This window comes from Roseateles sp. (assembly GCF_047654805.1).
Classification (GTDB): Bacteria; Pseudomonadota; Gammaproteobacteria; order Burkholderiales; family Burkholderiaceae_C; genus Pelomonas.
This window is the reverse complement of sequence record NZ_JASGIV010000001.1, coordinates 4,160,561-4,182,659: the sequence shown is the minus strand read 5'-3', so window position 1 is coordinate 4,182,659 and position 22,099 is coordinate 4,160,561. Positions and strand designations below refer to the sequence as shown.

The following is a 22,099-nucleotide window of genomic DNA, read 5'->3' as shown; positions in this document are numbered from 1 at the left end:
TGGGGAAAGTGCGCAGCGGAGTGCTTTCGGCGATGGTGAAGAATCAAGCGAGACCGCCTCTCAATCCAACAATCAGGAGACCCCGCATGCAGTATTTCGTCACCGGCGCCACCGGCTTCATTGGCAAGCGACTCGTCAAGAAGCTGCTGGCGCGGCGCGGTAGTACGGTCTACTTCCTGATGCGTGAGGAGAGCTCGGCCAAGCTGCCCGACCTGCTCGCCTACTGGGGCGTGGCCAAGACGCGGGCAATCCCCGTCTATGGCGACCTGACGAGCAAGAAGCTGGGAGTGGCTGGCGACGTCATCAAGAGCCTCAAGGGTCAGATCGACCACCTCTACCACCTCGCCGCCGTCTACGACCTTTCCGCCGATGAGGAGTCGCAGGTCGCCGTCAACATCGAGGGCACCCGCAGCATGGTGGAGTTCGCGCAGGCGATCGACGCAGGCCATGTGCACCACGTCAGCTCCATCGCCGCGGCGGGGCTGTACGAGGGCGTGTTCCGGGAGGACATGTTCGACGAGGCCGAGAACCTCGACCATCCGTACTTCATGACCAAGCACGAGAGCGAGAAGCTCGTGCGCAAGGAGTGCCGGCGACCCTGGACGGTGTACCGCCCCGCCATGGTCGTTGGTGATTCCAAGACCGGCGAGATGGACAAGATCGACGGGCCCTATTACGTGTTCAAGCTAATCCAGCGCATGCGCCAGATCCTGCCGCCCTGGATGCCTAGCGTCGGCCTGGAAGGCGGCCGCATGAACATCGTGCCGGTGGACTTCGTCGTTGACGCGCTGGACCACATCTCGCACAAGGTGAGCAAGGGCCATGGCTGCTACCACCTCGTCGACCCCAAGGGTTACCGCGTTGGAGATGTGCTGGACATCTTCAGCAAGGCCGCGCACGCGCCCAAGATGAACCTGTTCATCAACGCGGCGCTGATGGGCTTCATCCCCAAGAGCGTCAAGAAGGGCCTGATGGCATTGGCGCCCGTGCGCCGCATTCGCAACGCGGTGATGAAGGATCTGGGCCTGCCCGAGGACATGTTCACCTTCATCAACTACCCCACGCGCTTCGACTGCCGGGACACCGAGGCCGCGCTGAAGGGTTCGGGCATCGCCTGCCCCGACCTGAACGACTACGCGTGGCGGTTGTGGGATTACTGGGAACGCCACCTGGACCCTGATCTTTTCATCGACCGATCGCTGAAGGGGGCGACCGGCGGCAAGGTCGTGCTGGTCACCGGCGGTTCTTCCGGCATCGGCCTGGCCGCCGCCATCAAGTTCGCCGAGGCCGGCGCGATCACGCTGATCTGCGCGCGCGACCAGAGCAAGCTCGACGAGGCGGTCAAGGAGATCAAGGACAAGGCCGGCAAGCAGGCGCTGATCCATGCCTTTGCCTGCGACATCGCCGATGAGAGCGGCTGTGCCGACCTGATTCAGTGGTGCACGGAGAACTTTGGAGGCGTTGACTTCCTCATCAACAACGCCGGACGCTCCATCCGCCGCGCCATCGAAAGCAGCTACGACCGCTTCCACGACTTCCAGCGCACGATGGACCTGAACTATTTCGGATGTCTGCGCGTGACCATGGGCTTGCTGCCCGGGATGGTGGCCAAGCGCAAGGGGCACGTTGTCAACATCAGCTCCATCGGCGTGCTCACCAATGCGCCTCGCTTCAGCGCCTACGTAGCTTCCAAAGCCGCACTGGACGCCTGGACGCGATGCGCCTCCAGCGAGTTTGCCGACACTGGCATCACGTTCACGACTATCAACATGCCGCTGGTGCGTACGCCGATGATTGCGCCCACCAAGATCTACAACAACGTGCCCACGCTGTCGCCGGAAGAGGCTGCGGACATGATTGCCCAGGCCTGCATCAGCAAGCCGGTTCGCATCGCCACCCGCTTGGGAATTTCTGGCGAGATGCTGCACGCTGCAGCGCCGCGCATTGCTCAGATCGTCATGAACACCTCGTTCCGCATGTTCCCGGACAGCGATGCAGCCAAGGGCGAGAAGGGCAAGGGAGGCGGGTTGTCACCGGAAGCCATCGCACTGCAGCAGATGATGCGCGGTATTCACTTCTGAGGCGCGACACTCGCGGCAGGCTCGGCTCCGGCCGGGCCTTTCCTTTCAGGGACGGACCATGCTCAGAGGACAGCGCGTCGGACTTCGCCACGTGACCGAGGAAGACCTGCCTTGGCTGAAGCGCACGGCCGGTGATCCACAGATCCGTGGCCAGTTCATGGGTACGCGGATGATGCCGCCCAAGACCATCGAGCAGCGCTGGAAGGACGGTGGCTTCTCCAGCGAGGACGCCGAGCGACTGCTGATCTGCCATCTGATGGACGGCAGCGTCATCGGTGACGTGGTGCACTTTGCCGCAGCCCGCTACACGACGGCGCGCGAGATCGGCTGGACCATGGCTGACGTGGCCATGCGCGGTCAGGGCCTGACCAGCGAGGCGGCCGGGCTGCTGGTGGACTACCTGTTCGAGAACTGGCCGGTGAATCGCCTGTCCTGCGGCATGTCGGTGCACAACCACGCGTCGCGGCGCGTGGCCGAGAAGTGCGGCTTCAAACACGAGGGCATCCAGCGCGGTATCGTCTTCGTGGCCGGCGAGTACGTGGACTGCCATTCGCTGGCGCTCCTGCGCAGCGACTGGCTGGCGATGAAGGACAAGATGTGAAGGCCGACAGGGAATTCGATCTCATCGTCTTTGGTGCCACCGGCTTCACGGGCCGGCTCGTCGCAGAGTACTTGCAGCTTAGCGGCGCGTCCGGCGCGCGCTGGGCCATTGCGGGGCGAAGCCTCGACAAGCTTGGCAAGGTACGCGATGAGCTGAAGTTGCCGCCTGGCGTTGCCCTGGTGCAGGCAGACGCGGGCGACGCGGCCGCGCTGAAGGCATTGGTCAGGCGAACGCGGGTGGCCATAACGACAGTCGGGCCTTACCAGCTCCACGGCGAGCCTCTGGTAACCGCGTGCGCTGAAGCCGGCACCGATTACGTGGACCTCTGCGGCGAGCCGCTGTGGATGGCACGCTTGATCGACAAGCTAACGCCGCTGGCCGCGAAGAGCGGTGCCCGTATCGTGTTCTCCTGTGGCTTCGACTCCATCCCCTTCGACCTGGGCGTCGTCTATCTGCAGGCCGAGGCACAGCAGCGCTTCGGGGCGCCACTGCCCGAGGTGCGCGGTCGTGTCGCGCGCTTGAAAGGCGCGGCCTCGGGCGGCACGCTGGCCAGCCTGATGGAAACCATCGAAGCCGTGCGCCGCGAGCCTGGCCTGATCAAGCTGATGGCCAATCCCTTCGCGCTGACGCCGGGCTTCAAGGGGCCGCGCCAGCCCGCCGATCAGGACGCGGAGTACGACGACTGGGCCGACGCCTGGAGCGGCCCATTCCTGATGGCCACCATCAACACGAAGAACGTGCACCGCAGCAACGCGCTGCGCGGCCATCCCTGGGGTGCGGACTTTGTCTACAGCGAGAAGCTGCTGACCGGCAAGCCGGGCCAGGGCGACAAGGGGCGCAAGAAGGCGATCGCGCTTGCCCGCTTTACCAGGCTGCAGAACCTTGCGCTGGGTTTCGGTCCGACGCGCCACCTGCTGCGCCGCTTCGTGCTGACGCAGCCTGGCGACGGGCCTGACCGGGCGGCGCGCGAGGCTGGCCACTACGTGCTCTGGTTTACCGGCAAGTCGGCCCGCGGCGAGACCCTGCGCGTCATCGTGAAGGGCGACCGTGATCCTGGCTATGGGTCGACGAGCAAGATGATCAGCGAGGCCGCGCTGTGCCTCTTGCAGGACGTCGGCCGCGATGCCGCGCCCGGGGGCGTGTGGACGCCTGGCAGCGCGATGGGTCTGGCGTTGGTGCGCCGCCTGCAGGCGCGCGCGGGGCTGAGCTTTTCCATTGCCTGAGCCGGCGATGACCGCGTCCGCCCTGCAATGGGATGACCTGCGCATCGTGCTGGCCATCGCCGAGCAGGGAACGCTGTCGGCCGCGGCGGTCCAGCTCAACGTCAGCCACCCCACGCTGTCGCGGCGCCTGCAGCGCATCGAGCGCCGCCTGGGCACGCGACTGTTCGACCGCCTGCCCACCGCGCTGCGCCCCACCGAGGCGGGCGAGGAGGCGCGGCGTCTGGCACTGCGCCTGCGCGGCGAGATCAACGCGCTGGAGCAGCGCATAGGGGGCCGAGACGCAATGGCGGACGGCACCGTGCGGCTGACGGCGCCCGACGCGGTCGCCGAGTACCTGCTGCCCGACATGCTCGCGGCCATCTGCCGGCACCACCCGAGCCTGCAACTCGACCTGATGGTGTCCAACCAGGTGGTGCCGCTGGCGCAGCGCCAGGCCGACATCGCGCTGCGCGTCACGGCGCACCCGGACGACACGCTCAGCGGGCGCCAGGTGGGCCAGGTCGCGATGGCGGTGTACGCCGCCGCTGATCTGGCTGGCGCCGCGAGCGATGTCGCAAGCCTGCCCTGGGTGGGCTTTGACGCCACGCTGGCCTGCAGCGGCCCCGGCAACTGGATCGCCCGCAACGTGTCCGAAGGCGACATTCGCCTGCGCGCCAACACGCTGCTTGGCGCTGCACAGGCGGTGCGGGCCGGCATCGGCTGCGGCGTGCTTCCGTGTTTCGTGGGTGGAGCGCTGCCCGACCTCGTTCGCCTGGGCGAGCCGTTGCCGAGCCTGGCCCAGCCGCTGTGGCTGCTGATGCACCCCGACACGGCTCGGCTGGCGCGCGTGCGACGGGCGAGCGAGGCACTGGCCGAGCAGCTGCGCGCAGCTTCGGCGCGCCTGGCCGGCCAGGGCTGAGTCGCCTACATCAGGCGGGACAGATGCGAGCCGCGCGCGGCCAGGTAGGCATGAAAGCGCGGGCCGTAGTCGGCCACGACGGCCTGCTGCACACTGGCTCGGGCCGCCAGGCGGTCGCGGTATTCATGCACCCTGGACAGTCCGTTGAATACGCCGAAGTCGCCGATCTGGTCGAAGCTGTCGAACAGCCGAAACAGCGGCGCGAATGCGGCATCGGCGAGCCCGAAGTGCCCGCCGTCGAACCACGGCCCGTTGCCGAGCTGGTGCTCCAGCACGCTGAATCGCGCGGCGAGGTCCGAGCACTTGCTCTGGAAGGCGGCGGCATCAGGCGCCGAGTAAAAGGCGAAGATGTCGGCGACCGCGGCGGACGCGAACTCCGCCCATGCCCGCTGCCGGGCGCGCGCCAGCGATCCAACTGGCAGCAGCGCCGCACCGGGCGCCACCTCTTCGAGGTACTCCACGATCGCTGACGACTCGAAGACGGTAGCCTCGCCGTGGCGCAGCACCGGCACCTTGCCCAGCGGCGAGAGGGCCGGGAACCAGGCGGGCTTGTCGGCCAGGTCGATGTAGACGCGCTCGAAGCCGACACCCTTCTCGCCGAGCTGGATGGCGGCTCGTTGGGTGTAGGGGCAGAGGTGGTTGCTAATGAGCTCGAATGCAGGCATGGGGCCGGTGCTCGTGGAGGAGGCCGCCACAGTAGGCCCCGGCGCCCCGCGACGCCATTGACGAGATGCGCAGCCTGCTGTACAGGACTTTTCAGTCGCGGCCTGCCGGGCGCTCGAAGTCGGCGTCCACCCAGGCTTCCGCCGCTGGCTGCGTAAACCGGAAGTCGGCGCTCACCTTGACTTTGGCGATGGCATTGCCGGTTGCGTCAAAGGCGGCGAGCCAGGCGTAGGGATCGTCCTCGGAGGGAACGATCTCCAGTGTGATCTTCAGCCAGTTGCCGTCGCGGGCGACGTAGAGCGCCTTGTTGAGCTGGGCATGCAGTTGCTGCTCGTGGCGGCGGATGACCTCGGACGCCGTCTTCACCAGAGTGTTGAAGGCGTTGACGTCCAGGGGCTTGGGGTTCTTCTTGTCGCGCCCCATGGTCCACGGGCCGACCAGGGCCGGCTCGCTCTCGCCGGCCTTGAACATGGCGACGGCCCAGCCTTCGTCGTCTTCGTTCTTGATGACCTGGGCGGTCCAGCCGTTGTCGCGCCACAGGCGCGCTTCATACAGGGGTTCGTCGGGCTCGCTCATGGGCAGGTGGAAAGTGGCGGGGCAAAGCCCGCCATTGTCCGCCCCCAGCGCATCCCGCCTCAGCCGTTGGTGCCGGGCGCAGCCGGAGCGACGGCCGGAGCGCGGGTCACGCGTGTCTTGCCGCCAGTCGTTACGAGGACGACTGGGTCGCCGCTGTTGAAGCTCTCGTTGCCCTTGGCCTGGATGATGGCGCGGCGCTCGCCGTTGCGCAGCTGGACGATGATCTCCAGCGCTTCCTCGCGGGTGGCAGAACGCTCGATGGCGTTGCCGATGACGGCGCCGGCTACAGCGCCGATGACGCCGACCACTTGGCCTTCGCGGCGGCCGCCCACCGAGCTGCCGGCGATGGCGCCAGTCACGCCGCCGGCCACGCCGCCGACGCCGCTCTGCGAGCCGTCCACGGTGACGGGGCGGGAGGACAGCACGGTCGCGTCCTGGACCTGCGACAGGCGTTGCGCGTCACCGCGCTGAACCACGTCGGGACTGGTCGTCGAGCATGCAGAGAGCACCAGGGCCGCGGCCAGGGTGAGGGAAGTCATGAGCTTGGACATTCAAGGTCTCCAGGGGCAGAACAGCCGCCCAACGCGCCGGATTGTCTCGCCGTTGACGGCTGGATGCCGGAAGGCACAACTCTTTACCGTTGCCTGTCAACCGTGCAAACGCGAGCTTCTGGGAACGCTGGCGAGCAGGAACTCCATCTGGTCGGCCAGGATGCGACGGCCGCGCAGGATCATGTCCTCGTGCAGACTGGGCACGTAGGGCAGGTAGAGCAGGCTCATGTGCGCCTCTTCCGGCATGCGGTTGCCCTTTCGGCCGTTGCAGGGGCGGCAGGCGGTGATGCAGTTCATCCAGCTGTCCTGGCCTCCGCGAGACGTGGGCTGGATGTGTTCGCGCGTCAGGTCCTCGGGCAGGCGGCGGTGGCCGCAGTAGGCGCAGACGAAGCGGTCGCGCACGAAGAGCTTGCTGTTGGTCAGCGCCGGCGCCTGGCGCCAGGCCCGGCTGGGCACGGCGCCGCGCACGGCGATGATCGAATGCACCTCGATGCGGGACTGCCGGCCGGTCACACGCTGCAGTCCGCCACGCAGCACCTGGCAGGGATCGCCCAGCGTCCAGGCGACGCCGTCACAGGCGTAGATCACCGCCGCTTCGCGCGTCGTGATCCAGGCCTGGGGGCGGCCGGAGACATCGAGCTGGAGCACATCCACTGGGCTTACCTCCTGCCGCGAGCCTAGCGAGAACCGGGCCAGCGCTCAAGCGCGGATGCATGACGGCTCGATCCGCCTTCCAGGTTGGCTTGGGCCGGGCGCAGTGTCGTGTCGGCCCCAGCCGGTCCCACGGGATCCGACCAGGCGCGCCCACATCCAGAGGCGTAGGACGTGCGAGGGCTGGGGGTATTCACCAGGTTGGCGGCACTATTAGGTACATCACCCTAGTAAATCGCAGGGCGATGCTGGCCTTGTCACGGATGCGACCTGCAAAATAGAACGACCGTTCGTTTTATTCCAGCTCCGTGTCGACCCTGCCCGTCCCCGCCAAGAAAGCCGCCACGCTGCGCGCCGCGAAGCCGGTGCGTGTGGCGCGCTCGCTGCAGAAAGGTCAGCAGACCCGCGCCGCCATCCTCGAGGCGGCCCTGGGTCTGGCCTCGCACATGGGCCTGGAAGGACTGTCCATTGGCGCGCTTGCGGACGTGACCGGCATGAGCAAGTCCGGCGTGTTCGCGCACTTCGGCTCGCGCGAGGAGCTCCAGATCGCAGTCGTCACCGAATATCACGCCAAGTTCGAAGAAGAAGTCTTCTTTACCGCCATCCGTGAGCCGCGCGGCCTGCCCAGGCTGCGCGCGATGTTCGAACGCTGGGTGCGGCGCGTGTCGGTCGAGGTCGACTCGGGCTGCATCTACATCAGCGGCGCCGTCGAATTCGATGATCGACCCGGTCCCGTGCGCGACGCGCTGGTAGGGATGGTCAAGGCGTGGCATGCGGCGCTGCATAAGGCCATCGTGCTGGCCCGCGACGAAGGCCACCTGAAGGCCGATGCCGACGTCGACCAGATCGTCTTCGAGCTGCATGGCCTGATCCTGTCCCTGCATCACGACGCGCGCTTCATGCGCATCCCCGGCGCGCTGTCACGCGCCGGCAACGGCTTCGAGCGGACCATCCAGTTCTACGCGACCCCGCTGGGCCTGGAGATCGACCGCAGCCGGTCTGCTTCCAAGAACGGCGCCGCCAGGCGCTGACCGATTCACCACCCACCCGTAGCCCAGGAGTAACCGATGCCCCAGTACCAACCGCCCATGCGTGACATGCAGTTCGTCATGCACGAGCTGCTGAACGTCGTCGACGAGCTGAAGATGCTGCCGGCGCATGCCGACATCGATGCCGACACGATCAACGCGGTGCTTGAGGAGGGCGGCAAGTTCGCCGCCGAGGTGATTTTCCCGATCAACCTGAGTGGCGACGCCGAGGGTTGCACGCTTGACAAGGCCACGCACGCCGTGACCACCCCCAAGGGCTTCAAGGAGGCGTACCAACAGTACGTTGAGGCCGGTTGGGCGGCGCTGTCATGCGACACCGAGTACGGCGGCCAGGGCCTGCCGTTGCTGGTGAACCAGTTCTTCTACGAAATGCTGAACTCGGCCAACCAGGCCTGGACCATGTACCCCGGGCTGAGCCACGGCGCCTACGAGGCGTTGCACGCGCACGGCACGGCCGAGCAGAAAGCGACCTATCTGCCCAAGCTGACCAGCGGTGAGTGGACCGGCACCATGTGCCTGACCGAGCCACACTGCGGCACGGACCTGGGCCTGTTGCGCACCAAGGCCGAACCACAGGCCGACGGCACCTACAAGATTACCGGCGCCAAGATCTTCATCTCGGCCGGTGAGCACGACATGGCCGAGAACATCATCCACCTGGTGCTGGCGCGCCTGCCAGATGCGCCGGCGGGCTCCAAGGGCATCTCGCTGTTCGTGGTGCCGAAGTTCAACGTGAACGCCGACGGCAGCTTGGGCTCGCGCAACGGGATCTTCTGCGCCGGCCTGGAGCACAAGATGGGTATCCACGGCAACGCCACCGCGCAGATCGTGCTGGAAGGCGCCACCGGTACGCTGGTGGGCCAGCCCAACAAGGGCCTGGCCGCGATGTTCGTCATGATGAACGCGGCCCGGCTGGGCGTGGGCAACCAGTCGCTGGGTCTGACCGAGGTGGCCTACCAGAACGCCGTGACCTACGCCAAGGACCGCATCCAGATGCGCGCCCTGTCCGGCCCCAAAGCGCCGGACAAGCCGGCTGATCCCATCATCGTCCACCCCGACGTGCGCAAGATGCTGCTGACCGCACGCGCCTTCGCCGAAGGCGGCCGCATGCTGCAGGGCTACACCGTGCTGCAGCTGGACAAGGCGCTGAAGAGTGACGACGAGGACGAGCGCAAGGAAGCCGACGCCGAAGTTGCACTGCTGACGCCCATCATCAAGGCCTTCATCACCGACAACGGCTGGCTGGCCACGTCGCATTGCATGCAGGTCTACGGCGGCCATGGCTTCATCCACGAATGGGGGATGGAGCAGTACGTGCGCGACGCCCGCATCAACATGATCTACGAGGGCACCAACACCATCCAGTCGCTGGACCTGCTGGGCCGCAAGGTGCTCGCTAACAACGGAGCCACGCTGAAGAAGTTCGGCAAGAAGATCGCCGCCTTCATCGAAGAAGAGGGCACCAACGAGGCCATGCAGGAGTTCGTGAATCCGCTGGCCGATCTGGGCGACAAGGTCAACAAGCTGACGCAGGAAATCGGCATGAAGGCCTTTGGCAACCCTGACGAGGTGGGCGCCGCCGCCGTGGACTATCTACGTGTGGTGGGGCACATGACCTTCGCCTACTTCTTTGCCCAGGCTGCCAAGATCGCGCTGGCGAAAAAGGACAGCGGCGACCCGTTCTACACCGCCAAGCTGGCGACGGCGCGCTTCTACTTCGCCAAGCTGCTGCCTGAGACAGCGACGCTGATCCGCACCTGCCGGGCGGGCCTGGCCCCGCTGATGGAAATGGACGAAGCGCTGTTCTGACGCGGCGTATTCAGCAATAACAAGGAGACAAGCCCATGAAGACCCTGTTCGCAGCCTGCCTGCTGGCACCGATCCTCGCTTTCGCCCAGACCACGCCGGTCGGCCTGTGGAAGACCATCGATGACGACGGCAAGACCGAGAAGTCACTGGTTCGCATCGGCGAGCAGGGCGGTGTGCTGGTCGGCAGCATCGACAAGCTGCTGGACCCCAAGGCAGCGGTCGATTCCAAGTGCGACAAGTGCACCGACGACCGCAAGGACAAGCCAGTTCTGGGCCTGCAGATCATTCGCGGCGTCAAAGCCGAAGGTGATGGCGTGTGGGGCGGTGGCGAGATCCTCGATCCCAACAATGGCAAGACCTACAAGACCCGATTGAAGCCGGTCGACGGCGGCAAGCGCCTCGAAGTGCGCGGCTACATCGGCGCCCCGCTGTTCGGCCGCACCCAGACCTGGGTGCGCGTCGAGTAACTGAACCCAAGGAGTAAGAGATGAGTCGATTCCAAGTCCGCCAGGTCGCCGTGCTCGGCGCAGGCGTGATGGGCGCGCAGATCGCGGCCCACCTGGTCAACTGCAAGGTGCCGGTCGTGCTGTTCGACCTGCCCTCGAAGGACGGCCCCAAGAACGGCATCGTGATCAAGGCCGTGGAGAACCTGAAGAAGCTCAAGCCCGCGCCGTTGGGCGATGCCTCCGAAGCCGCGCTAATCCAGCAGGCCAACTACGAGGAGCATCTGGAGCTGCTCAAGGGCTGCGACCTCATCATCGAAGCCATCGCCGAGCGCATGGACTGGAAGCTGGACCTATATACCAAGATCGCGCCTTTCGTGGCTCCGCATGCGATCGTGGCGTCCAACACTTCGGGGCTTTCCATCACCAAGCTCTCCGAGGTGCTGCCCGAGGAGATCAAGCCGCGCTTCTGCGGCATCCACTTCTTCAACCCGCCGCGCTACATGGCGCTGGTGGAGCTGATTAACACGCCGACCACGCAGCCCGAGATCCTTGACCAGCTGGAGGCCTTCGTGACCACCTCGTTGGGCAAGAGCGTCGTGCGTGCTCACGACACGCCCAACTTCGTTGCCAATCGCGTCGGCATCGCCGGCATGATGGCCACGATGATCGAGGCCGAAAAGTTCGGTCTGACGGTGGATGTCGTCGACGACCTGACCGGCAAGAAGCTGGGACGAGCGTCGTCGGGCACCTTCCGCACCGCCGACGTGGTGGGGCTGGACACCATGGCCCACGTCGTCAAGACGATGCAGGACAACCTGAAGGACGATCCGTTCTATTCGACCTACGCTACGCCCAAGGTGCTGGCAGGCCTGATCGAGAAGGGTGCGTTGGGGCAGAAGACCGGCGCCGGCTTCTACAAGAAGATCGGCAAGGACATCCTGCGCCTGGATTTCGCGACGGGTGAGTACGTGGCCGGGGGCAAGAAGGCCGACGAGATCGTCGCGCGCATGCTGAAGAAGCAGCCAGCAGACCGCCTGAAGCTGCTGCGCGAATCCACCAACCCGCAGGCGCAGTTCCTGTGGGCCATCCTGCGTGACAGCTTCCATTACGCTGCAGTGCATCTGGACACGGTGGCCGACACCGCGCGCGAGATCGACTTCGCGATGCGCTGGGGCTTCGGCAGCAGCCAAGGCCCGTTCGAGCTCTGGCAGGCCGCCGGCTGGAAGCAGGTGGCTGAATGGATCTCCGCTGACATCGCCGACGGCAAGGCGCTGTCCAGCGCTCCGCTGCCCGCCTGGGTGACGGAAGGCCCCGTGGCCGAGGCTGGTGGCGTGCACACGCCACAGGGATCGTGGAGTGCTCTGGAGGCCAAGTTCAAACCGCGTAGCGAGCTGCCGGTCTATGCCCGACAGGCCTTCCGCGAAAGCCTGCTGGGCACTGGTGCCGCCGACCCGCTGAAGTCGGGTACCGAGCTGTTCAAGAACGACGAGGTGCGCGTCTGGACACTGGACGGCAAGGTTGTCATCGCCTCCATCACCGCCAAGCTGCACCTGATCAGCCCGGCCGTCACCGAGGGCCTGCTGAAGGCCGTCGAGATCGCCGAGGCGGACTACAAGGGCATGGTCATCTGGAGTCCGGACGACGTGTTCTCGGCCGGCGCGAACCTGGAAAGCCTGATGCCCGTCTTCATGAAGATGGGCAGCAAGGGCATCGCGCCGGAAGAGAAGAAGCTGCAGGACATGATGCTGCGCATGCGCTATGCGTCCGTGCCGGTCGTCGCCGCGATGCGCGGCCTGGCGCTGGGTGGTGGCGCCGAACTGGCCGTCTACTGCGCGCGCCGTGTGGCCCATGTCGAGAGCTACGTGGGCCTGGTCGAAGTGGGCGTAGGCCTGGTGCCCGGCGGCGGTGGGCTGACCTATATCGCTCGCCGCGCCGCCGAGATGGCGAACGCCGGCAATGCCGGCGCGGACATCCTGGCCTTCCTGAAGGATGGCTTCCTGACCGCGGCCACGGCCAAGGTCGCGACCTCGGCGCACGAAGCCAAGAGGAACGGCTTCTTGCTCGACAGCGACGTCATCGTGCCGCACAAGGATGAGCTGCTGCACGTGGCCACCGCTACCGCGCTGGGTATGGCCGAGGCCGGCTACCGCCCGCCGCACAAGGCCATGTTCCCGGTCGCAGGCCGCAGCGGCATCGCGACGATCAAGGGACAGGTCGCCAACATGCGCGATGGCGGCTTCGTCAGCGCACATGACTACCACCTTGCCTCGGCGATCGCCGACGTGGTCTGCGGTGGCGAGGTCGAAGCAGGTTCCCTTGTCACCGAGGAGTACCTGATGGCACTGGAGCGCAAGCACTTCTGCGCGCTGCTGGACAACCCCAAGACGCAGGAACGCATCATGGGGATGTTGCAGACCGGTAAGCCGGTGCGCAACTGAGCACGGGCATGAACCGGCTTCAACGCACGCTCGCCAAGCTGGACGGTCTGCCCGCCCCGCTGCGCGGCGCCGCGCGCAACTTCGCGCTGCGCCGCGCCGTGCCGTTCACAGGCACGGCGGCGCTGGACTTCGTCATGCTCACCTCCGAGCGCAGCGAGATCCGGGTTGCGAACCAGCGCCGAGTGCAGAACCACATCAAGGGCGTGCATGCGGCCGCGATGTCGCTGCTCGCCGAGACCGCCACTGGCATGGTCGTCGGCATGAATGTGCGTGATGACTGCCTGCCGCTTTGCAAGTCGCTGCGGGTGAACTTCAAGAAGCGAGCAACTGGCGGCCTCGTCGCCACCGCGCATCTCACCGAGGCCCAGCGCGCCACGATGGCGAGCGAGACCAAGGGCGAGGTTCAAGTCGCCGTGATCGTGACCGACGAAGCCGGCATCGAGCCGATCGAGTGTGAATTTGTCTGGGCCTGGGTGCCCAAGGAAAAGCCCCAGGCTTGAAAGGAAAGATCATGAGCAAGCAAGTCCAGGACGCCTACATCGTCGCCGCCACCCGTCTGCCCATCGGCAAGAGCGGGCGTGGCTATTTCAAGAACACTCGCCCCGACGAAATGCTCGTCAAGGTCATGCAGGCGGCTCTCGCGCAGGCCCCCGGCCTCGAGGCCAAAGCCATCGAGGACGCCATCGTCGGCTGCTCTTTCCCCGAGGCCGAGCAGGGAATGAACATCGCCCGCGTCGCATCCGTGCTGGCCGGCTTCGGCCCCACGGTGGGCGGCGTGACGATCAACCGCTACTGTGCGTCCGGCATCACGGCGGTGCAGATGGCCGCGGACCGCATCCGCGTCGGTGAGGCCGACGTGATGTTCGCTGGTGGCGTCGAATCGATGTCCATGATCCCGATGGGAGGCAACAAGCCCAGCCTGTCGCCGCTGATCTTCGAGAAGGATGAGAACATCGGCATCGCGTACGGCATGGGTCTGACGGCCGAGAAGGTCGCCGCGCAATGGAAGATCAGCCGGGAGGCGCAGGATGCGTTCTCGCTGCAGTCGCACCAACGCGCCATCGCCGCCATGCAAGCCGGCTACTTCGATGCCGAGATGACGCCGTTCGACGTCGTCGAGCGTACGCCCAACCTGGCTGACGGCACGATCAACACCAAGACCCGTACCGTCAAGCTTGACGAAGGCGCCCGTCCCGACACGTCCCTGGAAGGCCTGGCCAAGCTGAAGCCCGTGTTCGCCGCCAAGGGCAGCGTCACCGCCGGCAACAGCTCGCAGACTTCCGACGGCTCGGGTGGCCTCATCATCGTCAGCGAGGCCGCGCTCAAGCGCTACAACCTGACGCCGCTGGCCCGTTTCGTGTCCTTCGCCGTCAAGGGCGTACCGCCCGAAATCATGGGCATCGGCCCCATCGAGGCCATCCCGGCCGCTTTGAAGATGGCCGGCATCTCGGCCAAGGACTTGGACTGGGTGGAGCTGAACGAAGCCTTCGCCGCGCAGTCCCTGGCCGTGCTGAACGACCTGGACAGCAAGGGCATCGAGCTGGACCGCGCCAAGGTCAATCCGAACGGCGGCGCCATTGCGCTGGGTCATCCGCTGGGCGCAACCGGCGCCATCCGCGCGGCCTCGGTCATCCACGGTCTGCGCCGCACTGGTGGCAAGTACGGCATGGTGACCATGTGCGTGGGCGCAGGCCAAGGCGCAGCAGGCATCTTCGAGCGCCTGTAAGCCATGGACCGCCGCCGCGCGCTCAAGACCACGACGGTGTTGCTCGCGGCGCCGGTCGTTGCAACTCAGCTGGCCGGCTGCACCGGCCGGCTGGAGACCTTCGCGAGCTGGAAGCAGGCCCAGCAGGCCGTGCTGGACCTGCTCTTTGTGCCCAAGGTCGTGCAGGGCAGCACCTGGAACCTCAGCCAGGTGCTGCAGCACCTGGCCCAGAGCATCGAGTTCTCCATGCAGGGCTTTCCGGCGCTCAGGGGCGCCTGGTTCCGGTCCAGCATCGGCTCGGCGGCCTTCGCCGTCTTCAATGCCCGTGGTGCGATGAGCCATGACCTCGCAGAGCCCATTCCCGGTGCGCCGGCGCTCGACGGGGCGCAGGCGCTGAGGGACTCGGTGAACCGGCTGCTGGAGGCGATGGATGCCTTTGCCCAATTCAACGGTACGCTGCGGCCTCACTTTGCCTACGGCGAGCTGTCCAAGCCGCAGTACGAGCGAGCCCATTTGATGCACTTGGCGAACCACTGGACCCAGTTCCATGCCAAGACCGCCACCGCCTGAGGATCCAGCCATGACCATCAAGAGCTACACCGTCAATGGCGTCGCGACTATCGAGATCGCCCGCCCAGAGAAGAAGAACGCCATCACCCAGGCCATGTACCAGGCTATGGCCGACGCGCTGCGCGCGGCGGATGCCGACCCGGCCGTGCGGGCTGTGCTGATCACCGGCCAACCCGGCATCTTCACGTCGGGCAATGACCTCGAAGACTTCATGGCCGGCCCAACGCGCGGCGAGGACGCGCCCACCTTCCAGTTCATGCATGCGCTGGTGGACTGCGGCAAGCCCGTCGTCGCGGCCGTCACGGGTGCTGCCATCGGGATCGGCACGACGATGCTGCTGCACTGTGATTTCGTCTTCGTCGCCGACGATGCGCGCCTGGCCATGCCCTTCGTGGCGCTGGGACTGGTGCCCGAGTTCGCGTCCAGCGTCGTGCTGCCACAGCTGATGGGCAACCGCCGTGCAGCCGAGAAGCTGCTGCTGGGTGACCCCTTCACCGGCGAGCAGGCGGTGGAGTGCGGCATCGCCAATCGCGTGCTTCCAGGTAGCGAGGTGCTGAACCATGCGCGCCGCATTGCCGAGCGCTTCAACCATCTGGCGCCCGGCGCCGTGCGCGACAGCAAGAAGCTGATCCGCGAAGCGCAGCGTGATGCCGTCAAAGCCGCCATCACACGCGAGGCCGGCATCTTCGGCGCGCGCCTGCGAAGCCCCGAGGCGATGGAAGCCTTCCAGGCCTTCTTCCAGAAACGTGCGCCGGATTTCTCCAAGTTTTCTTGAAATCCATGAGGCCCCCGGGTTTTGATCCCCTCCGGCCCGCCCCCCGAGAAGGTCGGGGAACTTGAGGCGGCTCGGCGTTCAGCTGGTGAAGATCGTGCTGGGGCCTCTGCTGATCATGCAGGGGCGCCAGGTGCGTGCGACCGCGCTGCGCCTGCCCGAGGCGGCCGGGCCGCGTGCAGCCGATGGGTCGGCGCTGCGCCTCCTGATCGTGGGTGATTCGTCCGCTGCCGGCGTCGGTGCGTTGCATCAGGACGATGCGCTGGCCGGCCGCCTGGCACAGGCCTTGGCCGTCCGACTTGGCCAGCCAGTGGGCTGGCAGCTCATCGCCAGCAGCGGCCATCGCAGCGAACAGGCGCTGGCTGCGTTTGAAAAGGCGGAGGTGGCCCCGGCCGACGTGCTGATCACTTCGCTGGGCGTCAACGACGTCGTCGACCAGGTCGCGCCGCCACGGGCGCTGGCGGCACTGGACCGCATCCATGCCCTTGCTGTCGAGCGAGCTGGCGTGCGCCTGAGCCTGCATTGTGCGGCCCCGCCCATGCAGCAGTTCCCGCTACTGCCGCAGCCGCTACGCTGGTTCTTCGGCCGCCAGGCGGCGCAGTTCAACGCGGCGCTCGGGGCGTCCGTTGCTGGCGACGCGTCGCGCCGCGTGCTTTACCTGCCCGAGGCCATGCAGCGCAACGCCGCAAGCCTGATGGCCGAAGATGGCTTCCACCCGGGCCCGCGCGGCTACGCGCTGTGGGCTGAGGCACTGGCCGATTGCATCTGTTCGCACCGCGGCATCGGGCCGCGCTGAGACCTGCGAGGCCGCAGGCAAGGCGTGCAGCCGGCAGCAGCAATATCCGGAGTGGCATCCGGTACCCGGGACGTGCGGCCCGATGCAGCGGAGGCTAGATCGCCAGCGGCCTGGGCTTGCCTTCGCGGTCGATGGCCACGTAGGTCAGGTTGGCCTCGGTTACCTTGACGATGTGCAGGTTCTCCGGATCCCGCTCGGCCATCACCTCCACGTGCACCGTGATGGATGTCCGGCCGATGCGAGTCACCGTTGCGTAGAAGCTCAGCAGGTCGCCGATGGAGACCGGCTGCTTGAAGATGAACTCGTTGACTGCCACCGTCGCGACGCGGCCACGCGACATGCGCGCCGGCAGGATGGAGCCGGCGATGTCCACCTGGGCCATGATCCAGCCGCCGAAGATGTCGCCGTTCGCATTTGAGTCCGCCGGCATGGGCATGACGCGCAACACCAGTTCGCGCTGGCCACTGGACGGGTTGGAGGGCAAGGGAGGGCAGGCGTCAGAGCTCATGGACGGATACGGCAGGGCAATCGAGCGTGGATTGTCCCTGCTGATCGTCCCCTAGAAGCTCCGCCAGTCATCGTCATGCGCGTTGCTGGCCTGCACGGGCGACGGTGGGGCGGCCACCGACCGTGGCGCGGCCGGCCTGCGGAGAATGGTCGCGGGCGGTCCGGCCTTGGCCTTCGCCGGCGGGCGGGTGGCCGCGGGGGCTGGGACGTGGGATGCCTCGTCGCGGGATTGCTTGCGCAATTCCACGGCGTCCACCTCGGCCAGCGACTTGTCCTTGTCGGTCAGGCGGAACACGCGGATGGCGTTGTGTACCTGGCCCACCTGGCTGTTCAGCGCGCTGGCGGCGGCCGCCAACTGCTCCACCATCGCGGCATTCTGCTGCGTGATCGAGTCCAGGTGCTGCACCGACTCGCCCACCTGGCCGACACCGATGGACTGCTCGCGCGCGGCGCTGTCGATCTGCTCCAGCACGCGGGTCACGCGTGCCACCACCTCGGTCACCTCGTCCATGCGCAGCTTGGCGTCGCCAGCGCGCTGGCCACCCGCTTCCACGCGGATGCGGGACTCCTCGATCAGTGCACGGATCTCCTTGGCGGCTCCGGCAGTGCGCTGGGCCAGTGCGCGCACCTCGCTGGCCACGACGGCGAAGCCACGTCCTTGCTCTCCCGCGCGCGCCGCCTCCACGGCAGCGTTCAGCGCCAGGATGTTGGTCTGGAAGGCCACACCCTCAATGACCTGGATGATGTCACCGATGCGGCGAGATGACTCGGCGATCTCCTGCATGGTGTCGACAACGGAATGCACCGCATCCTGGCTGCGCTGGGCCACCGAGCCGGTGTCGCGCGCGAGCTGGGCGCCTTCGCCGGCCAACTGCGAGGTCTGGCGAACGGTGCCGCCGATCTGGTCCATCGCCGCCGCCGTCTGCTCCAGGCTGCTGGCCTGGGATTCGGTGCGGGCTGACAGGTCCTGGTTGCCGGACGCGATCTCCTGCGCGCCGCCCAGCAGGTTTGCCACCTCGTGGCGTACGTCGCGCACGACGGTGCGCACTGACACAGTGAGTTGGGCGAGGGCCAGCTGCAGCCGGCCGATCTCACCGCGGCCGGTCACGGCGACGTTGCGGGTCAGGTCGCCGCCGGCCAGCTGGTTGGCCATGGCGATGACGTCGCCCAGGGGATACACGGCGGAGGCCAGCAGGCCGACGCTGGCCACGGCCGTACCGAGCAGCGCGGCCAGCAGCAGACCCCACAACGGCGCACCGGCCCAGGCCGCCAGCAGAGGGCTCGCGGCAGCCAGTGCGGTCAGCCAGATGATCTGGCCGCGCAACTGGGGCCGCAGCGCGTGCAGCAAGCGGCCGACCAGATCGACGCGGCGCAGTTCACCGCGATGCAGCACATGCACGCGCCGGCCGGCGGCAGCCTCGGCGTTCATCTTCGCGTAGAGCAGCTCGCTGTCGCGAACCTCCTGGTCCGTGGGCTTGGTCCTCACCGACAGGTAGCCGACGATGCGATCGCCATCGCGCACAGGCGTGGCGTTGGCGCGCACCCAGTAGTAGTCGCCGTTCTTGCGCCGGTTCTTCACCAGTGCGGTCCACGGCAAGCCCCCTTCGATGGTGGCCCAGAGGTCGCGGAAGGCTTCTTCCGGCATGTCGGGGTGGCGCACGATGTTGTGCGGCTGGCCCATCAGCTCGGTGTTTGTGAAGCCGCTGACGGTGACGAAGTTGGTGTTGCAGTAGGTGATGCGACCCTTGAGGTCGGTGATGGAGATCAGCGTCTGGTCCGCGGGGAAGGCATAGCTGTTCTTGGTCACCGGCAGATTGCTTCGCATGCGGGCCTCGCAAGTTGGGTGCGGCAAACCAGCATAGCGACGTGACCCGAGCCGTCAACGGTCCCGATGGGAAGCGGCCACGGAGGTGAATAGTGCCCGGCAGGCCGCCGCGGCGGTCGGAGTGTCGAAGTCATCCATGGCGCGGCGCAGAGGGGCGAGTGCGTCGCCAAGCTGGTTTCCATAACTGTCCAGAAACGCGTCATAGCGATCCAGGCAGTCCAGCGATGCTTGCTCCAAGCTGTCTGCCAGCGCGCGCAGGGTGTCGGCGAGCGACTCCGGACCCGGCGCAGGCTCCTGCAGCCAGTCGGTGGCGGCCTGCAGCACCGCCTCCAGTTCGGCGTCCAGCCTGTGCCACCCCTCCCGGCCTGCTTCGGCCTCGGCGCTGGCGGCGGCGAGGCGTCGGGCACCGATGGCGGCGGCCATGCCCTTGAGCTGATGAGCGGCGTCGGCGTCACTGCCGCTCCCGCGCAAGCGTGCAACTAGTGCCCTGGCTTGAGGGGCAAACCGGCGCAGCAACTGGCCGTAGAAACGGCGGTCGCCACCCAGACGTGCAAGCGCGCCGGCGCCATCCAGTACGGCCTGCCCGCATAGCCGCCGGATGGCGGCCGCGAGCGCGTCGGGATCAAAGGGCTTGCCGATGTGGCCGTCCATACCGGCGGCGAGGCAGGCTGCGTGGTCGGCGGTGCTGGCGTTGGCGGTCAGCGCCAGCACCGGCAAGGCGGACCAGCGCGGATCCTGGCGCAGCCGCCGCGTGGCCTGCAGGCCATCGAGCTGGGGCATCTGCATGTCCATCAGCACGAGGTCGTAGTCGGCATGTCGCAGTGAGGCAAGCACCTCGAGGCCGTCCTGGACGCAATCCACCAGCGCACCTTCGCGACCCAGCAGCTTGAGCGCGACCTCGCGGTTGAGGGCGTTGTCCTCGGCCAGCAGCAGGCGCAACCCCGTCAGCCTTGGTCCGCCGGCTGAGGCGGGTGGTGCCGTTCGCGCTTGTGTCCGGGCGGCGGACAGCCGCAGCGTGAAGAAGAAGCGGCTGCCGCGGCCGAGCTCGCTGTGCAGACCCAGCTCGCCGCCCATCAATTGCACGAGTTTGTGGCTGATAGCGAGGCCCAGGCCCGTGCCGCCGAAGCGGCGCGTGGTCGAGGCCTCGGCCTGGCTGAACGCTGCGAAAACCGCGGCCTGCTGCTCTGGAGCAATGCCGATGCCGGTGTCGCTGACCGCGAACTCCACCGTCAGAGCGCCTGCCGTGGCCTCCAGCAGCCGCAGCCGGAGCTCAACCCGGCCTTGCGCGGTGAACTTGATCGCGTTTCCGCCCAGGTTGATCAGCACCTGCTGCAGCCGCAACGCGTCCCCGATCAGCCAAGACGGCAGGCGCGGGTCGGCCTCGACGGTCAGCGCCAGCTGCTTGCCGTCGAGGTTGGCGGCAAGCAGCGTGCGCAGCTCGCCGAGCAGCCGTGCGAGCTCGAAGGGCTGCGGGTCCAGGGTCAGCTTGCCGGCTTCCGCCTTGGCATGGTCGAGGATGCTGTTGAGCAGGTCCAGCAAATGGCGTGCTGCACCGTCGGCCTTGGCCAGCAGCCCGGCCTGCTCGGCATCCAGTCGGGTGTGGCCCAGTAGCTGCATCATGCCCAGTACTGCGTTGAGAGGGGTGCGGATTTCGTGGCTCATGTTGGCCAGGAACTCACCCTTGCTGCGTGCGGCCGAGCCTGCCGCCTCGATCTGGCGTTGGCTCTCGCTGACGTCGACGCGGAGAACGACGTGCAGACCGTCGACGGTGAGGCGGTTGACGGCCCGTATCCAGCGGCCGTCCCTCAAGCGATAGCGCTGATCTGAGAAACCGTCGCGGAAATCCTGGATTTGCCGGGTGGCCCAGGACTCGTGGTCGCCCGAGTCCGGCAAGAAGCCGGCCTGATCCATGGCCTGGCGCAGCAGCGCCTCGTAGCTCATGCCGATCAGCCGGTCATCGCGGGTTGCGCCGCTGAGGCGGCGGTAGCGCTCGTTGCAGAACAACAGCCGCTCATCGGCGCCGTAGAGCGCGAATGCCTCGTCCACGGCTTCCATGGCCGAGCGCAGAGTGTGCTCGCCCTCCTCGGCACGGCGCTGAGCCAACAGCAGGGCCGTCACGTCCTGCAGCGCGCCGACGACGCGCGGCGGCAACCCCGGTACGGTCTCGGTCTCGCCAGTGACGCGCAGCCAGCGCGGCTGGTCATCGTCGGCACGCTGTCGGACGAGCAAATCGAAGGGGCGCCGCAGTGCGGCCGCCGCGTCGATGGCGCCGCGCAGCGCCCTCCAGTCCTCATCCTGGATGAACTGGCGAGCCTGTGCGAGGGGAAGGGACGGCCCGGCCGCCGCACCCAGAATGCGGCGGCATTCATCCGACAGCAACAGGCATTCGCGCTGCGGCTCCAGCATCCAGCCACCCACGCCCGCGAGCCGGCCGGTGCGGGCCAGCTGCGCGCGGCTGGCCCGCAGCTCGGCCTCAATATCGGACTGCCTGGCGATGCGGCGCCTGTTCATCGCGTGAACGGGGCGAGCGCCGCGGCCAGCACTGCGCTGTCCAGTGGCTTGGTCAGAAAGCCGTCGGCGCCCAGTGCGAGGAAGTGGGCGCGTGTTCCCGGGTCGTCGTGGCCGGATACCATCAGCACCGCCATGTGCTGGGCTGTTGCGGGGCGCCTGCGCAGCGCTACCAGCGTGTCCTGGCCATTCATGCCGGGCATGTTGACGTCCAGCAGCACCAGGTCGAAGGTCCGCTCCTCCAGCAGGCGCAGGGCCCTGCCGCCCTCGTTGACCAGCACGCCGTGGTGGCCCAGCTCGCGCAGCAGCCGCGCGGCGACGCGCAGGTTGAGGGTGTCGTCGTCGACCACCATCACTTGCAGGCCGGGAGCTGCGGCTGGGCTCATCGTCTGCTGGTTCTACCACCGAACCCGGCGCGGACAATGCGGTG

21 protein-coding genes are annotated in these 22,099 nt (G+C 67.1%); 13 read left to right on the top strand and 8 right to left on the bottom strand.

From position 1 onward, the window contains the following. Positions 1 to 86 precede the first annotated feature (86 nt). Genes QM732_RS18985 through QM732_RS18970 form a run of 4 tightly spaced genes read left to right on the top strand, consistent with a single transcriptional unit; the run spans position 87 to position 4,803 of the window. A complete protein-coding gene (locus QM732_RS18985; protein ID WP_415657656.1) occupies positions 87 to 2,081 on the top strand; it encodes an SDR family oxidoreductase in 1,995 nt (664 codons plus the stop codon). 58 nt (positions 2,082 to 2,139) lie between these two features. Further along, positions 2,140 to 2,682, top strand: coding sequence for a GNAT family N-acetyltransferase (locus QM732_RS18980; protein WP_415657655.1), 543 nt, complete (start codon positions 2,140 to 2,142; stop codon positions 2,680 to 2,682). Further along, positions 2,679 to 3,905 carry a saccharopine dehydrogenase family protein gene (locus QM732_RS18975; RefSeq protein WP_415657654.1) on the top strand — a complete coding sequence of 409 codons (1,227 nt, stop codon included), beginning with the start codon at positions 2,679 to 2,681 and terminating at the stop codon, positions 3,903 to 3,905. The genes QM732_RS18980 and QM732_RS18975 overlap by 4 nt, the downstream gene beginning before the upstream one ends. Before the next feature lie 7 nt (positions 3,906 to 3,912). Then, the gene (locus QM732_RS18970; protein WP_415657653.1) at positions 3,913 to 4,803 is read left to right on the top strand and encodes a LysR family transcriptional regulator; all 891 of its coding nucleotides are present in this window, start codon (positions 3,913 to 3,915) and stop codon (positions 4,801 to 4,803) included. Positions 4,804 to 4,808: 5 nt separating this feature from the next. On the opposite strand, the gene QM732_RS18965 is transcribed toward QM732_RS18970, so the two are convergent. From QM732_RS18965 to QM732_RS18950, 4 genes are all read right to left on the bottom strand, one after another. Next, positions 4,809 to 5,468 (bottom strand): glutathione S-transferase family protein, encoded by a 660-nt coding sequence (locus tag QM732_RS18965; RefSeq protein WP_415657652.1) that lies wholly within the window; start codon positions 5,466 to 5,468, stop codon positions 4,809 to 4,811. Positions 5,469 to 5,559: 91 nt separating this feature from the next. Further along, positions 5,560 to 6,042, bottom strand: coding sequence for a hypothetical protein (locus QM732_RS18960; protein WP_415657651.1), 483 nt, complete (start codon positions 6,040 to 6,042; stop codon positions 5,560 to 5,562). Positions 6,043 to 6,101: 59 nt separating this feature from the next. After that, a complete protein-coding gene (locus QM732_RS18955; protein WP_415657650.1) occupies positions 6,102 to 6,581 on the bottom strand; it encodes a glycine zipper 2TM domain-containing protein in 480 nt (159 codons plus the stop codon). A gap of 108 nt (positions 6,582 to 6,689) precedes the next feature. Further along, positions 6,690 to 7,247 (bottom strand): HNH endonuclease, encoded by a 558-nt coding sequence (locus tag QM732_RS18950; protein ID WP_415657649.1) that lies wholly within the window; start codon positions 7,245 to 7,247, stop codon positions 6,690 to 6,692. Positions 7,248 to 7,561: 314 nt separating this feature from the next. On the opposite strand from QM732_RS18950, the gene QM732_RS18945 reads away from it, so the two are divergent. The 9 genes from QM732_RS18945 (at position 7,562) to QM732_RS18905 (ending at position 16,829) form a co-directional block, all read left to right on the top strand. Beyond that, a complete protein-coding gene (locus tag QM732_RS18945) occupies positions 7,562 to 8,275 on the top strand; it encodes a TetR/AcrR family transcriptional regulator (RefSeq protein ID WP_415659415.1) in 714 nt (237 codons plus the stop codon). 36 nt (positions 8,276 to 8,311) lie between these two features. Then, positions 8,312 to 10,102 carry an acyl-CoA dehydrogenase C-terminal domain-containing protein gene (locus tag QM732_RS18940; RefSeq protein ID WP_415657648.1) on the top strand — a complete coding sequence of 597 codons (1,791 nt, stop codon included), beginning with the start codon at positions 8,312 to 8,314 and terminating at the stop codon, positions 10,100 to 10,102. 35 nt (positions 10,103 to 10,137) lie between these two features. Continuing rightward, positions 10,138 to 10,569: a DUF2147 domain-containing protein gene (locus QM732_RS18935; RefSeq protein ID WP_415657647.1), complete on the top strand. Its 432-nt coding sequence runs from the start codon at positions 10,138 to 10,140 to the stop codon at positions 10,567 to 10,569. A gap of 20 nt (positions 10,570 to 10,589) precedes the next feature. Continuing rightward, positions 10,590 to 12,986, top strand: a complete 2,397-nt coding sequence (locus QM732_RS18930; protein WP_415657646.1) for a 3-hydroxyacyl-CoA dehydrogenase/enoyl-CoA hydratase family protein — start codon at positions 10,590 to 10,592, stop codon at positions 12,984 to 12,986. 8 nt (positions 12,987 to 12,994) lie between these two features. Beyond that, positions 12,995 to 13,486, top strand: coding sequence for a DUF4442 domain-containing protein (locus tag QM732_RS18925; protein WP_415657645.1), 492 nt, complete (start codon positions 12,995 to 12,997; stop codon positions 13,484 to 13,486). An 11-nt stretch (positions 13,487 to 13,497) separates the two neighbouring features. Next, entirely contained in the window at positions 13,498 to 14,712 is a 1,215-nt protein-coding gene (locus tag QM732_RS18920) for an acetyl-CoA C-acyltransferase (RefSeq protein WP_415657644.1), read from the top strand. A 3-nt stretch (positions 14,713 to 14,715) separates the two neighbouring features. After that, entirely contained in the window at positions 14,716 to 15,261 is a 546-nt protein-coding gene (locus QM732_RS18915) for a DUF1569 domain-containing protein (protein WP_415657643.1), read from the top strand. Between the two features lie 10 nt (positions 15,262 to 15,271). Further along, on the top strand, positions 15,272 to 16,036 hold the full coding sequence (locus QM732_RS18910) for an enoyl-CoA hydratase (protein WP_415657642.1): 765 nt from the start codon (positions 15,272 to 15,274) through the stop codon (positions 16,034 to 16,036). A gap of 85 nt (positions 16,037 to 16,121) precedes the next feature. Continuing rightward, positions 16,122 to 16,829, top strand: a complete 708-nt coding sequence (locus QM732_RS18905; protein ID WP_415657641.1) for an SGNH/GDSL hydrolase family protein — start codon at positions 16,122 to 16,124, stop codon at positions 16,827 to 16,829. Positions 16,830 to 16,923: 94 nt separating this feature from the next. Here the strand turns inward: QM732_RS18905 and QM732_RS18900 are convergent, their stop codons facing one another. Genes QM732_RS18900 through QM732_RS18885 form a run of 4 tightly spaced genes read right to left on the bottom strand, consistent with a single transcriptional unit; the run spans position 16,924 to position 22,055 of the window. Further along, on the bottom strand, positions 16,924 to 17,337 hold the full coding sequence (locus QM732_RS18900; protein ID WP_415657640.1) for an acyl-CoA thioesterase: 414 nt from the start codon (positions 17,335 to 17,337) through the stop codon (positions 16,924 to 16,926). A 51-nt stretch (positions 17,338 to 17,388) separates the two neighbouring features. After that, positions 17,389 to 19,161: a methyl-accepting chemotaxis protein gene (locus QM732_RS18895; RefSeq protein ID WP_415657639.1), complete on the bottom strand. Its 1,773-nt coding sequence runs from the start codon at positions 19,159 to 19,161 to the stop codon at positions 17,389 to 17,391. A 54-nt stretch (positions 19,162 to 19,215) separates the two neighbouring features. Further along, positions 19,216 to 21,672, bottom strand: coding sequence for an ATP-binding protein (locus tag QM732_RS18890; protein ID WP_415657638.1), 2,457 nt, complete (start codon positions 21,670 to 21,672; stop codon positions 19,216 to 19,218). Then, positions 21,669 to 22,055 (bottom strand): response regulator, encoded by a 387-nt coding sequence (locus QM732_RS18885; RefSeq protein ID WP_415657637.1) that lies wholly within the window; start codon positions 22,053 to 22,055, stop codon positions 21,669 to 21,671. Before QM732_RS18885 ends, QM732_RS18890 begins: the two co-directional genes overlap by 4 nt. Positions 22,056 to 22,099: the final 44 nt, after the last annotated feature.